This is a genomic window from Staphylococcus sp. TCBT05 (genome assembly GCF_055179755.1).
Genome location: NZ_JBUQDQ010000038.1, coordinates 300886 through 316249 on the forward strand (window position 1 = coordinate 300886; position 15364 = coordinate 316249).

A 15364-nucleotide genomic window follows, 5' to 3' on the forward strand; every position below is an offset into this window, starting at 1 on the left:
TTGTATGAAAAGGTTTAAATACGCTTTTCAAGGTATGATGATACTATTCAAAAAAGATTCCAAGTTCTTAATGCATGTGTTAGTAGGTATTGTCACAATTATTTGTGGATGGTTCTTTCAGATATCTACACTAGATTGGCTGATGATTGTTATTGCAATAGGACTGGTACTTGCTTTTGAAGCAATCAATACAGCAGTTGAATATGTTGTAGATTTAGTAACTACTGAATATGATCCGTTAGCTAAACACGCAAAGGATGTCGCTGCATTTAGTGTAATGTTAGCATCCATTGTAGCATTAGTAATAGGTTTAGTTGTTTTTCTACCTTATTTGTTCTGAAAGTAGTGCAATTCTATAAAAATTGTTTATACTTAGAGAGCATACGTTTTATCTATCAAAACAATTGTAGTTGAATAGGGGAGAACATAAAATGGCATATCAACCACATTATTTTACAGAAGTTAGAGAAGCACAATCGAGAGCTTATGTACCATATAGTAAGTTTAAGGTAGGCGCATTTTTAAAAACCAAAGATGGACAGTCTTTTTACGGAGCCAATGTAGAAAATGCAGCGTATCCTATGACCATTTGTGCAGAAAGATCAAGTTTAGTATCAGCAATTTCACAAGGATATCGACCAGGTGATTTTGAGTCGATAACAATTACAGTAGATGCAGATGAACCATCCTCGCCATGTGGTGCTTGTCGACAAGTGTTGAAGGAACTATGTGATGATGACATGCCAGTGTATATGACGAATCAAACTGGTAAAGTGATAGAATCAACTGTGGAACAATTATTACCCTTAGGGTTTTCTGGAAAGGATTTAAATTAATGGCAGAACATAAATCAGGTTTTATATCAATAATTGGGAGACCAAATGTAGGCAAATCTACCTTTGTAAACCGTGTAATCGGACACAAAATTGCAATTATGTCTGACAAAGCACAAACGACAAGAAATAAAATTCAAGGTGTTATGACTCAAGATGACGCGCAAATCATCTTCTTAGATACGCCAGGGATTCATAAACCAAAGCATAAATTAGGAGATTATATGATGAGTGTAGCCAAAAACACACTATCTGAAATTGATGCAATTATGTTTATGGTTAACGTTAATGAGGATATTGGTCGCGGTGATGAGTATATCATGGATATGCTAAAATCTATCAAAACGCCAGTGTTTTTAGTGTTAAATAAGATTGATTTAGTACATCCAGATCAATTAATGCCAAGAATTGAACAATATAAACAATATATGGATTTTACTGAAATTGTCCCGATTTCAGCTTTAGAAGGTCTAAATGTTGAGCACTTCTTAGAAGTATTGAAGTCTTATTTGCCAGCTGGACCAAAATATTATCCAGATGATCAAATTTCGGATCATCCTGAACAATTCGTAGTCGGAGAATTAATTCGTGAGAAGATTTTACATTTAACTAGTGAAGAAATTCCTCATGCAATCGGGGTGAATGTTGATCGAATGATAAAAGAAGATGAGGATCGAGTTAGAATCGAAGCGACTATTTATGTGGAACGTGATTCGCAAAAAGGTATTGTAATTGGTAAAGGCGGTAAGAAATTAAAAGAAGTAGGTAAACGTGCGCGACAAGATATTGAAAGATTACTCGGATCTAAAGTTTATTTAGAATTATGGGTTAAGGTCCAAAAAGATTGGCGCAATAAGGTGAACTTTATACGACAAATGGGTTATCTAGAAGATCAAGATTAAATTTGAGAGTCGGTGAGCTGCGATGTTACTCAAACAAAAAGGCATAATAATAAAGGCAGTGGATTATGGCGAATCCGATAAAATTATAACCATTTTAAATGAGCACGGTGCCAAGGTTCCATTGATGGTTAGAAAAGCAAAAAAGAGTAGAAGTGGACTACAAGCTAATACACAATTATTTGTGTACGGCTTGTTTATTTATTCTAAATGGAAAGGTATGGGTACATTAAGTACGGTTGACGTTATAGAACAAAACTATCATTTGAGGTTAGATATTTATGAAAGTAGCTTTGCTAGTTTATGTACCGAAGTCATCGATCGTTCCTTTGAATATGAAGAAGTTTCACAATATAGTTATGATTTGTTGCACTTTGTTTTAGAAAAGATTAAAGCAGGTGTATCTGCGCAATTAATGTCAGTTATTGTTTTATTAAAATACATGAGAAAGTTTGGATTTAATGCGATTTTTGATCGATGTGTAGTAACGAATGACCCAGACCAATCTAAATTAGTTGCATATAGTTTCAAATTTGATGGCGCGATATCAAATACTGTTATTGATCGTGATCCTCATGCTTTACAGGTATCTAATAAAACATTGTATTTATTGGATATTTTACAGAAATTACCATTTAAACAAATGAGTTCGTTAAGTATTCATGCTGAGGTAGTTGATGAAATGTCGACACTTGTCATACTACTGTATAAAGAATATGCAGGAATGTATTTTAAAAGTCAAAAATTAATCAACCAATTACATAGATTAGATCATCTATCATAATATACGGGTATTAATTACATTTGTAGCTACAGAATATGATTAAACTTTTTAAAATAAATAGTAATATAAAAACCGGTTAGTTACTGATAAGTTCAGCAACCAGCCGGTTATTTATTATATTAAATTAACTAAAATTTTGTTTTTTCAGCTAAGAAAGCTTCTAATTCAGAAATTGGCATACGTACTTGTTCCATTGTATCACGGTCACGTACTGTAACTTGTTGATCTTCTAAAGAATCGAAATCAAATGTTATACAATATGGTGTACCGATTTCATCTTGTCTACGGTAACGTTTACCGATAGATTGAGATTCATCAAAGTCAATTGAGAAAGTAGCACTTAAATTCTCGAACACTTTAATTGCTTCGCCTGATAATTTTTTACTTAATGGTAAAACTGCAGCTTTATAAGGTGCTAAAGCAGGGTGGAAACGTAATACTGTTCTTGCATCTTTACTTCCTTCTACTCCTTCTTCTTCATATGCATCACATAAGAAAGCAAGTGTAACACGGTCAGCACCTAATGAAGGCTCGATACAGTATGGAATATATTTTTCGCCAGTTTCTTGATCGTGATATTGGAAATCTTCACCAGAATGTTCGCTATGTTTTTTCAAGTCGAAATCTGTACGGCTAGCGATACCCCATAGTTCACCCCAACCAAATGGGAAGCGATATTCGATATCTGTTGTTGCATTTGAATAGTGTGATAACTCATCTTCATCATGGTCACGTAAACGTGTATTTGCTTCACTTAATTTTAAATCTTTTAACCATTGGCTTGCGAATGTCTTCCAATAATTTTGCCATTCAATTTCTTCACCTGGTTTACAGAAGAATTCTAATTCCATTTGTTCGAATTCACGAGTTCTGAAGATGAAGTTACCTGGAGTGATTTCATTTCTAAATGATTTACCAATTTGTCCGATACCGAATGGTAATTTTTTACGCATCGTACGTTGCACATTCTTATAGTTAACAAAGATACCTTGTGCTGTTTCAGGACGTAAAAATATTTCATTAGTTGAATCTTCAGTAACACCTTGGAAAGTCTTGAACATTAAATTGAATTGACGGATATCAGTCCAGTTTGCAGTACCACTGACTGGACAAACAATACCTTCTTCATCAATTATACGTTTCATTTCATCGAAGCTTAAACCATCAGCAACAAAGTTTTCGTCACCTTTTTCATTAGCCATATAATCTTCGATGATTTTATCTGCACGGTAACGGATTTTACTGTCTTTGTTATCAATCATTGGGTCATTAAAGTTACCCAAGTGACCTGAAGCTTCCCATGTTTTTGGATTCATAAGAATAGCAGCATCAATACCAACATTATATGGTGATTGAGTAATAAACTTTTGCCACCATGCTTTTTTCACATTATTTTTTAATTCGACACCTAGTGGACCGTAATCCCATGTGTTTGATAACCCACCATAAATGTCACTACCTGGAAAAACGAAACCTCTATGCTTCGCTAGTTGTACAATTGTTTCCATATCTTTTGCCATTTACAAAATACACTCCTTTTTTACATAAAAACGCCCCAAGACAAAGAAATAAGCCTACAGCTTAAATCCTTATCTTGGGACGAGTTAATCACTTTTAATCACATTAAAATAAATGTGTTCTTATACTAGATAATTGTTAACCCGCGGTTCCACCCAAATTAGTGTGTACACTCGCTTTTAACTATAATTTAATTGTAGCCATTAATCATTGTTAAGCTCTCACTATCCTTAACTCGCTTTAAATATAATTTTAATGTATTGGATGTTTATAAGCAAGTAAATAGATGTATTTGTAGCAATTAATAATAGTATGTATAATTAAGGAGAATGAATAAAGGGGTGAAGACCTATAGAACTGAGTAAGAGACAACAACAAATTGTTGAAATAGTGAAAAGTAACGGTCCAATTACAGGGGAGCATATCGCAGAGAGATTAAATTTAACAAGGGCAACTTTAAGACCTGACTTAGCTATATTAACAATGTCAGGAATCTTGGAAGCTAGACCAAGAGTAGGTTATTATTATTCTGGTAAACCAAAAAATAAATTAATTGCTGACGAATTAAAGCAATATATTGTAAAAGATTATGCATCTCATCCAGTAGTAGTGAAAAATGAGATGTCTATATATGATGCCATTTGTACTCTTTTTCTAGAAGATGTGAGTACATTATTTGTTATTAATAAAAATGGAGATTTCATAGGTGTATGTTCAAGAAAGGATCTACTTAGAGCATCTATGATAGGTGAAGATATTCATACTATGCCTGTAGATATTATCATGACACGTATGCCGAACCTTCATTTTGTATTAGAAGATGAACGTGTTATCCATGCAGCTAACTTAATGATTGAGAAGGAAATTGATTCTTTACCAATCGTAATGAAAAAAGATAACGGTAAATATGAAGTAAAAGGTAGAATTTCAAAAACAACTATAAATAAAATATTTGTATCATTATTTAATGAATAGGTGGTAGTAATCATGGAAAATATAAAGATAATTGTTGCATCTGATTCAGTAGGTGAAACAGCTGAACTCGTTGCTAGAGCATGTATTTCGCAATTTAATCCAAATCAATGCGACAGTGAAATACATAGGTATCCATATATAGAAGCATTGGAAAATGTTGATGAAGTTATTCAAGTTGCTCGAGATACAGAAGCAATAGTAGTATATACGTTAGTTAAACCAGAAATTAGAAAGTATATGGAAGCTAAATTAAAAGAATATGCAATTAAATCAGTTGATATTATGGGACCTTTGATGAATATCTTATTGGATAAAATCGATGAACAACCTTATTTTGAACCTGGTTTAGTACACAGATTAGATGAAGCATACTTTAAGAAAATTGATGCGATTGAATTCGCAGTTAAATATGACGATGGCAAGGATCCAAAAGGCTTACCAAAAGCAGATATAGTATTGTTAGGAATTTCGCGTACTTCAAAGACGCCTTTATCACAATATTTAGCACATAAGAGTTATAAAGTAATGAATATACCAATCGTCCCTGAAGTTACGCCACCAGATGACCTATTTCAAATAGATCCAGCTAAATGTATTGCGTTAAAGATAAGTGAAGAAAAGCTCAATAAAATACGTAAAGAGCGATTAAAGCAACTCGGATTAGGAGATAGTGCAAGATACGCAACAGAACAACGTATAGCAGAAGAGTTGAATTATTTTCATGAATTAGTTGAGAGGATAGGCTGCCCAGTACTTGATGTTTCAGATAAAGCAATAGAAGAAACAGCAAATAATATAATCAGCATTATTGAGCAAAATAGTTTCAAAAATAATTAAAAACATTTATACTATTATAATTAATGTTTAATAGGTGATATATTTGCGAATTGATCAAGCAACAATAAATGAAATTAAAGATAAAACTGACATACTAGATTTAGTAAGTGAATATGTGAAATTAGAAAAGAGAGGACGCAATTACATTGGTTTGTGTCCTTTTCATGATGAAAAAACACCTTCCTTTACCGTTTCCGAAGATAAACAAATATGCCATTGTTTTGGTTGTAAAAAAGGTGGTAATGTCTTTCAATTCACACAAGAGATTAAAGGTCTTTCTTTTACCGAAGCTGTTAAAGAATTAGGCGAAAGGGTAAATATAAAGGTAGACACAGGTAGTTCAACTTATGAGGCTGCAGAAGGTCATCAAGTTGCGTCAGATGATTTGAAGATGATTGAAATGCACGAATTAATGCAAGAATATTATCATTATGCATTGAAGAAAACAGTCGAAGGTGAAGCGGCGCTTAATTATTTAAAGGAACGTGGGTTTACAGAGGATTTAATAGATAGTAGAAAAATAGGTTATGCACCGAACAATTCTCATTTTTGTCATGACTTTTTACAGAAGAAAGGTTACGATATACAACTTGCATATGAGGCTGGTTTATTATCAAGAAATGAAGAGAACTTCAGTTATTATGATAGATTTAGAGATAGAATTATGTTCCCGCTAACAAATGCTCAAGGGCGTACTGTTGGTTATTCAGGTAGAACATATACAAATCAAGAACCTAAATATTTAAACAGTCCAGAAACACCTATTTTCCAAAAGCGTAAATTGCTATATAACGTGGATAAGGCACGAAGAGCGATCAGAAAGATTGATGAGATTATATTATTAGAAGGATTTATGGATGTTATTAAATCTGATCAAGCTGGATTGAAACATGTTGTGGCAAGTATGGGTACTCAGATTTCTCAAGAGCATATCACATTTATCAAAAAACTAACTTCGAATGTAACTTTAATGTTTGATGGTGACTTTGCTGGTAGTGAAGCAACATTAAAAACAGGTCAAATGCTCTTACAACAAGGATTGAATGTCTTTGTAGTTCAATTACCTAAAGATATGGATCCTGATGAATACATTGGTAAACATGGGGCTGAAGCTTTTAATTATTATGTAGAACATGAGAAGAAAGCATTTGTTCTGTACAAAGTTAATTTGCATCAAGCAGAAATCAACAATAATGACCTTGCATACGAACGATATTTAAAAGAAGTGACAATGGATATTTCTTATGTTAAATCAGCGATTCAACGTAAAAAGATATTGCAAGAAGTGTCAGAATTGTTTAAAGTTAGCATGGATAGTCTAATTAATGAAGTAGGACATCAACAAGACAATAGTCAGCCCCAATTTAACCAAGTACCGTCATTACCTCAATTTAATAATTTAACTAAACAGGAAAAGGCGGAACGGGCACTATTAAGACATTTTATGAACGATAAAGATGTTTTTCTTAATTATCATCAATCACTTCAAACTGAAGACTTTACAAATCAATTTTTTAAGCGTATATTTAATGTTTTACGTGAGTTTTACTCAGAAAATGATACGTTCAATATTAGTGATGTGTTACAATACGTCGATTCCAATGAAATTAAAGAAGCATTGATATCATTAGATAACTATATGATCAATGAAGAACCGTATGAGCATGAAATTGATGATTATTTAAACACTATAATATCTAATAGAAATGAAGAAACAATTGAATCACTTAATCATAAGCTCCGGGAGGCTTCTAAATTAGGTGATATGGAATTACAAAAATACTATTTAGAAAAGATTGTAAATTTCAATAAAAATAGAATGAGTTAAATCAAAAATGAATATATTTGTATATTAATGCTATTGACAACATGTATATTGAAGTATTATTCTAAATTAGTTTCATTAATTTTTGTCTTTATAATATTTTAATATCTAGTTGATATTATATTCGGGAGGCCATTTCATGTCTGGAAATAGAGTTAAAATAAAAAAACAAACCATTGATCCATCTTTAACAATAGAAGATGTAAAAAAACAATTAATTGAAAAAGGTAAAAAAGAAGGACATTTAAGTCATGAAGAAATTGCTGAAAAAATGCAAAACTTCGAAATGGATTCAGACCAAATGGATGAATTCTTTGATCAATTAACTGACAATGATATTAGTTTAGTTAATGAAAAAGACAGTTCTGATACTGATGAAAAGTTAAATCCAAATGATTTAAGTGCCCCTCCAGGAGTTAAAATAAATGACCCAGTCCGTATGTATTTAAAAGAAATTGGACGTGTGAATCTTTTAAGTGCACAAGAAGAGATTGAATTGGCTAAAAAAATCGAACAAGGCGATGAAATTGCAAAATCTCGTTTGGCAGAAGCTAACTTACGTCTTGTAGTAAGTATTGCTAAAAGATATGTAGGCCGTGGTATGTTATTCCTTGATTTGATTCAAGAAGGAAACATGGGCTTAATTAAAGCAGTAGAAAAGTTCGACTTCAGCAAAGGGTTTAAATTCTCGACATATGCAACTTGGTGGATTCGTCAAGCGATTACACGTGCTATCGCCGACCAAGCAAGAACGATTCGTATTCCTGTGCACATGGTTGAGACAATCAACAAATTAATTCGCGTACAAAGACAATTATTACAAGATTTAGGCCGTGATCCAGCTCCTGAAGAAATTGGTGAAGAAATGGATTTACCACCTGAAAAAGTAAGAGAAATCCTTAAAATTGCTCAAGAACCAGTATCTTTAGAAACGCCAATAGGTGAAGAAGATGACAGTCATTTAGGTGACTTCATTGAAGACCAAGAGGCGCAAAGTCCTTCTGATCATGCTGCTTATGAATTATTAAAAGAACAATTAGAAGATGTGTTAGATACATTGACTGACCGAGAAGAAAATGTATTACGACTACGTTTTGGTTTAGATGATGGTAGAACGCGTACATTAGAAGAAGTAGGTAAAGTCTTCGGTGTTACTCGAGAACGTATTCGTCAAATCGAGGCTAAAGCGCTTAGAAAATTAAGACATCCAAGTAGAAGTAAACGTTTGAAAGACTTTATGGACTAATTTTTCAGCTCTTTTGTACAAAGTACAAAAGAGCTTTTTACATATTATGTGAGGAGAAACAAGATGATTCCATTAAATCAAAGACTTAAGAATGTAAGTAAGTATATTATTGGAGATTTATTAGCAGATATTGGTTCTGATCATGCATATTTACCAATTTTTGCTATTGAAAATAACTTAACAAAACAGGCTATAGCTGGAGAGGTAATTAAAGGACCGTTTGAAGCTTCTCAAAGAAGTGTTGCTGAGCATCAACTTGGGAAAGTAATTGATATAAGATTAGGTGATGGTTTATCTGTATTAGAGGACTCAAATAACGTCACGACAGTGACAATCTGTGGCATGGGCGGACCTCTAATTGCTAAAATTTTAAATGAAGGTCAGTTCAAACTTAATAATAAACCACGTTTGGTGTTACAGAGTAATGTGCAATCTAGTGCAATCAGAAAGTTATTACCTAATTTAGGATATACAATTACCAATGAAGAAATTTTTGAAGAAAAAGGACATATATATGAAATAATTGTTGCAGATTTTAGTGAGCATCCAGGTACAATGACTGAGCAAGCATTAAAATTTGGCCCGGTATTATTGTTGAATAAAAATGAATACTTTTATAAAAAATGGCAACACGAAAAGGATGCATTATTAAAAATTAAAAGTAATTTGAATGAGCAACAACATGCAACTCGATTGGATGAGATTAATAAAGAAATTAATTTGATTAATGAGGTGTTATAAATGAAAATAAGTGATTTATTAAAGGTAATTAATAATCATGTACCATTTACAACAGCAGAGTCGTGGGACAATGTTGGTTTACTTATTGGTGATGAAAACGCTGAAATAACAAGTATTCTCACTGGACTGGATTGTACTGTTGATGTAGTTAATGAGGCTATTGAATTAGGCGCAAATACAATTATTTGTCATCATCCATTAATATTCAAAGGTTTAAAACAAATCAATGAACAAGATGGTTATGGAGCAATTATTCGTAAAATCATTCAAAATAACATTAATTTAATTGCTATGCATACAAATTTAGATGTTTATCCAAAAGGCGTAAATGCTATGTTAGGAGAAAAGTTAGGTTTACAAAATATGCGAATTTTAAACCCTGAAGTGATAACCTATTATAAGGTACAAGTTTTTATTCCTGAAGCAAATCTAACAGATTTTAAAAGTAAATTGAGTAAGTATGGTCTTGCTCAAGAAGGTGACTATGAATATTGTTTCTTTCAAAGTCAAGGAACTGGACAATTCAAACCAGTTAATGGTGCGAATCCTTATTTAGGTACGATGAATGAAATTGAATCAGTTAATGAAATGAAATTAGAATTTATGATTACAGAGCAGCAGCAACAGTTAGCAATAGATTTAATTAACCAATATCATCCATATGAAACCCCAGTATATGACTTAATTCAACTTACAAGAGAAGCTGATTATGGATTGGGCATGATTGGTAAACTTACTCAATCTTACAACGTGCCAGACTTTGTACAATATGTAAAAGAACAATTAAATATGCCGAGTGTACGCTTTATAGGCAATAACCACTCGCATATTGAAACTGTAGCAATTATTGGTGGTTCAGGTATTGGATATGAATATTTAGCTGCTAGTAAAGGGGCAGATTTATTTATTACAGGAGATATTAAACATCACGATGCATTAGATGCGAAAATTGATGGCGTGAATTTACTTGATATTAACCATTATAGTGAATATGTTATGAAAGAGGGATTAAAAGCATTACTAATAAATTGGCTTGCAGAACAAGATCAAACAGTGAAAGTAAATGTATCCCAAATTAATACAGATCCGTTTACTTATTATTAAATAATGTCGATTTAATAAATAAGTTTAACTATAATTAGCTTGACGGTTATGGTATTTTCAATATTTATTTAATTTTGTTCAAAATTACTAACGAATGCTTTATAATAGAAAAGATGAAGATTTAAGGAGGCCAAGACATGGCGAATCACCCATTTGAAAATTTTAAGTTAGAACCAAGTCTGATTGATGCTGTGAAGGATTTGAATTTTGATCAACCAACTGAAATTCAAACAAGAGTAATTCCGAAGATAATAAAACAATCAAACTTGATAGGTCAATCGCAGACAGGTACTGGTAAATCACATGCCTTTTTACTACCTCTGTTGAATAATATAGACATTAATATAAATGAACCACAAGCGATTGTAGTAGCACCTACAAGAGAATTAGCTCAGCAACTATTTGACGTAGCGAGTCACTTAGCAAAGTTTAAAGATCAAGTGTCAGTTAAATTGTTTATTGGTGGTACTGATATCGAGAAAGATAAACAACGTGCTAAGAATCAACCACAATTAGTTATTGGGACACCTACACGTATTAATGATTTAGCAAAGCATGGTGACTTACATGTACATTTAGCGTCATATTTAGTTATCGATGAAGCAGATTTAATGATAGATTTAGGATTAATTGAAGAAGTAGATCATATTGCTACAAGATTAGACGAATCTGCACATATTGCAGTGTTTAGTGCGACGATTCCTAAATCATTACATCCATTTTTAAATAAATATTTAGAAAATCCTGAATTTGTTGAGATTGAACATACACAGAAAAATAAAAAGAATATTGAATTTTATCTAATTCCAACAAAAGGTGAAGATAAGGTAGAAAAAACATTACGTTTAATTGATATACTTAATCCATATTTAAGTATCGTCTTTTGTAATAGTAGAGAAAGTGCGGATGAGTTAGCTGCACAGTTAAATGCTTCTGGAATAAAAGTGGGTATGATTCACGGTGGTTTGACACCGAGAGAACGTAAACAACAAATGAAACGTATTCGTAATTTAGAATTTCAATATGTTATCGCGAGTGATTTGGCTTCGAGAGGTATTGATATTGAAGGCGTAAGCCATGTTATTAACTTCGATGTTCCAAATGATATTGATTTCTTTACACATAGAGTGGGTAGAACGGGTCGAGGTAATTATAAAGGTGTTGCCATAACACTATATAGTCCAAATGAAGAAGATAATATTAGTTTAATTGAACAGCAAGGTTATCATTTTGAAAATGTAGACATTAAAGATGGCGAACTTAAACCAATTAAGGCACATAATACACGTCAAACACGTAAGAATAAAGATGATCATTTAACAAATGAATTAAAGCATAAAGTTAAAAGAAATAAGAAAAAGGTTAAACCTGGTTATAAAAAGAAATTCAAACGTGATTTAGATCAATTAAAACAAAAAGAACGTAGACAACACAGTAAACAACAAAGAAGACAAGAAAGAAAAAATAGAAAGGGGTAATTTAACTTATGTTATTAGGCTCACATGTTTCTATGAATGGTAAAAAAATGTTACAAGGTTCAGCAGAAGAAGCGACTAAATTAGGTGAATCTACTTTCATGATTTATACAGGGGCTCCTCAGAATACACGTAGAAAGCCGATTGAAGAATTAAATATCGAAAAAGGCCATGAAGTGATGCGTGAAAATGGGTTGTCAAATATTGTAGTGCACGCACCTTATATAATCAACATTGCAAATACATTAAAACCTCATGTATTTGAGCTTGGAGTAGAGTTTTTACAAAGCGAGATCGAACGTACACAAGCTTTAGGTGCTAAGGATATTGTATTGCATCCAGGATCACATGTTGGCGAGGGAGCAGATGTTGGTATTAAGAAGATTATCGAAGGGTTAAATGAAGTACTTACCAATGATAATGATGTTCGAATCGCATTAGAAACGATGGCTGGGAAAGGTTCGGAAATTGGTCGTAGTTTTGAAGAAATCGCACGAATTATTGATGGTGTAAACCATAATGAAAGACTATCTGTATGCTTTGATACATGTCATACCCATGATGCTGGCTATAATGTCAGAGAAGATTTCGATGGCGTTTTAAATGAATTTGATAAGATTATTGGTGTTGACCGCATTAAAGTTGTCCATGTGAATGACAGTAAAAATGATATTGGCGCACATAAAGATAGACATGAAAATATCGGTTTCGGTTATATTGGTTTCGATGCATTAAATTATGTAGTACATCATGAAACATTTAAAGATATTCCAAAAATTTTAGAAACACCATTTGTTGGTGAAGATAAAAAGAATAAACGACCACCATACAAACATGAAATTGAAATGTTGAAAAAACAACAATTTGATGCTGATTTAAAAAATAAAATAATGAGCGAATAAACAGATGAACTACTTTTAATTCTATTGTGTAGCGTTTAGAAATATATAAATTTTTGACGCAATTACAACTGATTAAAGGTAGTTTATTTTAATTCGTAAACATTACTATTTACATAATGTTTTTCACGTTGTATAGTATAGAGCGAGGTGAAAACATGTCTACTCCTGTATTTGAATTGAATAATATTGATTACTATTTTGACAATAAACATGTATTAGAAAACATTAATATAAAAATAAATCGCGGTGAATTTTTAGCCATTGTAGGTCCAAATGGTGCAGGAAAGTCAACTTTATTAAAGATTATCCTAGGCCTTTTACCTATTCAAAAAGGTAAAATTTATGTTGATGGTATAGATTATAATGGTAAACAATCTATGTTAAAAATTAGTTATGTATCGCAGAAAGCACAAGCATTTAAGTCTGGCTTTCCAGCAAGTGTTAAAGAGGTGGTCCTAAGCGGATTAACCAAAAGAAAAAAATTATTTCAGCGCTTTAACAAAGAAGATGAAAAAAAGGTTGCAACTGTATTACAGCGTTTGAATATATCAAACTTAATTGATAAAAATATTGCTGAATTATCTGGTGGACAACAACAGCGTGTATTAATTGCTCGTGCATTAATCAGTGAGCCATCAGTACTAATATTAGACGAACCAACAAATGGTATCGATGCTAAACATGTAAGTGAATTTTATGAAACATTACAACGATTAAAGCAAGAAGGCGTTACAATTATCTTGGTAACACATGATATTGGTGTTGTTGCTGATACCGCAACTGAGGTTGCTTGTTTAAACAAACACCTTCACTTCCATGGTTCAACTGAAGAGTTTAAATCTTTAGATGAGGTAGAAATTTCAAAAATTTATGGTCATCCTATACAATTCGTAGATCACCAACATAATAGGGAGTGTTGTTCATCATGATAGAAGCGTTATTAAACTTCGATTTTATGCGCTATTCACTATTAAGCGGATTGCTAATAGGGTTTATTGCACCATTAATCGGTGCATTCATTGTTGTGAAGCGTTTATCACTTATTGCAGACGCATTGAGTCATGTGACTTTAGGTGGTATATCCTTTGGTATGTTTATCATTACAATCGCTCCGGTGTTAACGTTTATAAATCCAATTTGGTTTGGTATATTATTTGCTGTTATTGGCGCTATACTAATCGAAAAACTACGTACGTCTTATAGTAATTATCAAGAAATTGCTATTCCTATTATTATGAGTACTGGTATTGCCTTAAGTGCGATTTTTATATCTTTAGCAGACGGGTTTAATCAAGAGGTCGTTGGACTATTATTTGGTTCTATAAGTGCCGTTACGAAAAGCGATGTACTTACAATTGTTGCAATTGTAGTCATTGTACTAGTGTTCATCATCTCTTTTTATAAGGAAATGTTTATACTCGTTTTCGATGAAGAATATAGTAAAGTGATAGGGATTCCAAAATGGATACAGTTGATGTTTATTGTCATTGTAGCAATGGTTATCTCTGCATCGATGCGTGTCGTAGGTATATTATTAGTTAGTGCATTAATAACATTACCTGTAGCTATCTCTATACGCATCACAAAAGGATTTAAACAATTAATTATACTAAGTATTATCATTGGTGAATTATCAGTTGTAGGTGGGTTAATACTTGCATTTTATATTAATATCTCGCCGGGTGGAGTCATTGTTGTCTTACTTGTATTAATGCTTGCTTTAACAATGCTTATTCAAAAATTAAGAATAAATTCTATGAAAGGATCTGTTGAAAATGAAAACTGATGACGCAATTAGTATTTTAAAAAAGAATGGACATAAATATACAGATAAAAGAAGAAAAATGTTAGATATTTTTGTCAAAGAAGATAAATATATAAATGCTAAGCATATTCAACAAAAAATGGATTACACATATCCAGGTATTTCTTTTGATACAGTGTATAGAAACCTGCATTTATTTAAAGAATTAGGCATCGTTGAAAACACAGAATTAGACGGAGAAATGAAATTTAGAATTGCCTGTACAAATCATCATCACCATCATTTTATTTGTGAAGTATGTGGGGACACTAAAGTAATAAATTTTTGTCCAATAGATGAAGTTAAATCATTCTTACCAAACGTAGAAATTCATACACATAAATTGGAAGTGTATGGAATTTGTGAAGCTTGTAAGCAAGCGTAATAATTATAATTGGTGTAATTTGACATTTATTTCTTA

16 protein-coding genes are annotated in these 15364 nt (G+C 32.2%); 15 read left to right on the top strand and 1 reads right to left on the bottom strand.

All coding sequences use genetic code 11. From position 1 onward, the window contains the following. Nucleotides 1-4 precede the first annotated feature (4 nt). From ACY191_RS08565 to recO, 4 genes are all read left to right on the top strand, one after another. Complete coding sequence (locus ACY191_RS08565) at nucleotides 5-340, top strand: diacylglycerol kinase family protein (RefSeq protein ID WP_042738564.1); 336 nt, start codon at nucleotides 5-7, stop codon at nucleotides 338-340. A 91-nt stretch (nucleotides 341-431) separates the two neighbouring features. Then, entirely contained in the window at nucleotides 432-836 is a 405-nt protein-coding gene (gene cdd, locus ACY191_RS08570) for a cytidine deaminase (protein WP_042738565.1), read from the top strand. After that, nucleotides 836-1735, top strand: coding sequence for a GTPase Era (era, locus tag ACY191_RS08575; RefSeq protein ID WP_229367245.1), 900 nt, complete (start codon nucleotides 836-838; stop codon nucleotides 1733-1735). The genes cdd and era overlap by 1 nt, the downstream gene beginning before the upstream one ends. A 22-nt stretch (nucleotides 1736-1757) precedes the next feature. Continuing rightward, the gene (gene recO, locus ACY191_RS08580; protein ID WP_042738567.1) at nucleotides 1758-2516 is read left to right on the top strand and encodes a DNA repair protein RecO; all 759 of its coding nucleotides are present in this window, start codon (nucleotides 1758-1760) and stop codon (nucleotides 2514-2516) included. Nucleotides 2517-2644: 128 nt separating this feature from the next. On the opposite strand, the gene ACY191_RS08585 is transcribed toward recO, so the two are convergent. After that, complete coding sequence (locus ACY191_RS08585; protein ID WP_042738568.1) at nucleotides 2645-4036, bottom strand: glycine--tRNA ligase; 1392 nt, start codon at nucleotides 4034-4036, stop codon at nucleotides 2645-2647. Between the two features lie 349 nt (nucleotides 4037-4385). On the opposite strand from ACY191_RS08585, the gene ACY191_RS08590 reads away from it, so the two are divergent. The 11 genes from ACY191_RS08590 to ACY191_RS08640 all read left to right on the top strand — a co-directional run bounded on the left by ACY191_RS08590 (nucleotide 4386) and on the right by ACY191_RS08640 (nucleotide 15328). Continuing rightward, nucleotides 4386-5009: a helix-turn-helix transcriptional regulator gene (locus tag ACY191_RS08590; protein WP_082039184.1), complete on the top strand. Its 624-nt coding sequence runs from the start codon at nucleotides 4386-4388 to the stop codon at nucleotides 5007-5009. 12 nt (nucleotides 5010-5021) lie between these two features. Further along, on the top strand, nucleotides 5022-5846 hold the full coding sequence (locus ACY191_RS08595) for a pyruvate, water dikinase regulatory protein (protein WP_042738569.1): 825 nt from the start codon (nucleotides 5022-5024) through the stop codon (nucleotides 5844-5846). 43 nt (nucleotides 5847-5889) lie between these two features. Further along, a complete protein-coding gene (gene dnaG / locus ACY191_RS08600; RefSeq protein WP_229367244.1) occupies nucleotides 5890-7674 on the top strand; it encodes a DNA primase in 1785 nt (594 codons plus the stop codon). A gap of 136 nt (nucleotides 7675-7810) precedes the next feature. Continuing rightward, complete coding sequence (rpoD, locus tag ACY191_RS08605; RefSeq protein ID WP_042738571.1) at nucleotides 7811-8917, top strand: RNA polymerase sigma factor RpoD; 1107 nt, start codon at nucleotides 7811-7813, stop codon at nucleotides 8915-8917. Nucleotides 8918-8980: 63 nt separating this feature from the next. Beyond that, nucleotides 8981-9658, top strand: coding sequence for a tRNA (adenine(22)-N(1))-methyltransferase (locus tag ACY191_RS08610; RefSeq protein ID WP_042738572.1), 678 nt, complete (start codon nucleotides 8981-8983; stop codon nucleotides 9656-9658). Next, complete coding sequence (locus ACY191_RS08615; protein WP_042738573.1) at nucleotides 9659-10762, top strand: Nif3-like dinuclear metal center hexameric protein; 1104 nt, start codon at nucleotides 9659-9661, stop codon at nucleotides 10760-10762. Nucleotides 10763-10899: 137 nt separating this feature from the next. Beyond that, a complete protein-coding gene (locus tag ACY191_RS08620) occupies nucleotides 10900-12240 on the top strand; it encodes a DEAD/DEAH box helicase (protein WP_042738574.1) in 1341 nt (446 codons plus the stop codon). Nucleotides 12241-12248: 8 nt separating this feature from the next. Then, nucleotides 12249-13139, top strand: a complete 891-nt coding sequence (locus tag ACY191_RS08625; RefSeq protein WP_042738575.1) for a deoxyribonuclease IV — start codon at nucleotides 12249-12251, stop codon at nucleotides 13137-13139. A 155-nt stretch (nucleotides 13140-13294) separates the two neighbouring features. Beyond that, the gene (locus ACY191_RS08630; protein WP_042738576.1) at nucleotides 13295-14068 is read left to right on the top strand and encodes a metal ABC transporter ATP-binding protein; all 774 of its coding nucleotides are present in this window, start codon (nucleotides 13295-13297) and stop codon (nucleotides 14066-14068) included. Beyond that, nucleotides 14065-14925: a metal ABC transporter permease gene (locus ACY191_RS08635; protein ID WP_042738577.1), complete on the top strand. Its 861-nt coding sequence runs from the start codon at nucleotides 14065-14067 to the stop codon at nucleotides 14923-14925. The genes ACY191_RS08630 and ACY191_RS08635 overlap by 4 nt, the downstream gene beginning before the upstream one ends. Further along, on the top strand, nucleotides 14915-15328 hold the full coding sequence (locus ACY191_RS08640; protein WP_229367243.1) for a Fur family transcriptional regulator: 414 nt from the start codon (nucleotides 14915-14917) through the stop codon (nucleotides 15326-15328). The genes ACY191_RS08635 and ACY191_RS08640 overlap by 11 nt, the downstream gene beginning before the upstream one ends. The last annotated feature ends 36 nt before the right edge of the window (nucleotides 15329-15364 follow it).

Excerpts from the sequence above, each read along its gene's own strand:
- ACY191_RS08565 (WP_042738564.1), top strand. The coding sequence starts at position 5 with ATGAAAAGGTTTAAATACGCTTTTCAAGGTATGATGATACTATTCAAA.
- cdd (WP_042738565.1), top strand. The coding sequence starts at position 432 with ATGGCATATCAACCACATTATTTTACAGAAGTTAGAGAAGCACAATCG.
- era (WP_229367245.1), top strand. The coding sequence starts at position 836 with ATGGCAGAACATAAATCAGGTTTTATATCAATAATTGGGAGACCAAAT.
- recO (WP_042738567.1), top strand. The coding sequence starts at position 1,758 with ATGTTACTCAAACAAAAAGGCATAATAATAAAGGCAGTGGATTATGGC.
- ACY191_RS08585 (WP_042738568.1), bottom strand. The coding sequence starts at position 4,036 with ATGGCAAAAGATATGGAAACAATTGTACAACTAGCGAAGCATAGAGGT.
- ACY191_RS08595 (WP_042738569.1), top strand. The coding sequence starts at position 5,022 with ATGGAAAATATAAAGATAATTGTTGCATCTGATTCAGTAGGTGAAACA.
- rpoD (WP_042738571.1), top strand. The coding sequence starts at position 7,811 with ATGTCTGGAAATAGAGTTAAAATAAAAAAACAAACCATTGATCCATCT.
- ACY191_RS08610 (WP_042738572.1), top strand. The coding sequence starts at position 8,981 with ATGATTCCATTAAATCAAAGACTTAAGAATGTAAGTAAGTATATTATT.
- ACY191_RS08615 (WP_042738573.1), top strand. The coding sequence starts at position 9,659 with ATGAAAATAAGTGATTTATTAAAGGTAATTAATAATCATGTACCATTT.
- ACY191_RS08620 (WP_042738574.1), top strand. The coding sequence starts at position 10,900 with ATGGCGAATCACCCATTTGAAAATTTTAAGTTAGAACCAAGTCTGATT.
- ACY191_RS08625 (WP_042738575.1), top strand. The coding sequence starts at position 12,249 with ATGTTATTAGGCTCACATGTTTCTATGAATGGTAAAAAAATGTTACAA.
- ACY191_RS08630 (WP_042738576.1), top strand. The coding sequence starts at position 13,295 with ATGTCTACTCCTGTATTTGAATTGAATAATATTGATTACTATTTTGAC.
- ACY191_RS08635 (WP_042738577.1), top strand. The coding sequence starts at position 14,065 with ATGATAGAAGCGTTATTAAACTTCGATTTTATGCGCTATTCACTATTA.
- ACY191_RS08640 (WP_229367243.1), top strand. The coding sequence starts at position 14,915 with ATGAAAACTGATGACGCAATTAGTATTTTAAAAAAGAATGGACATAAA.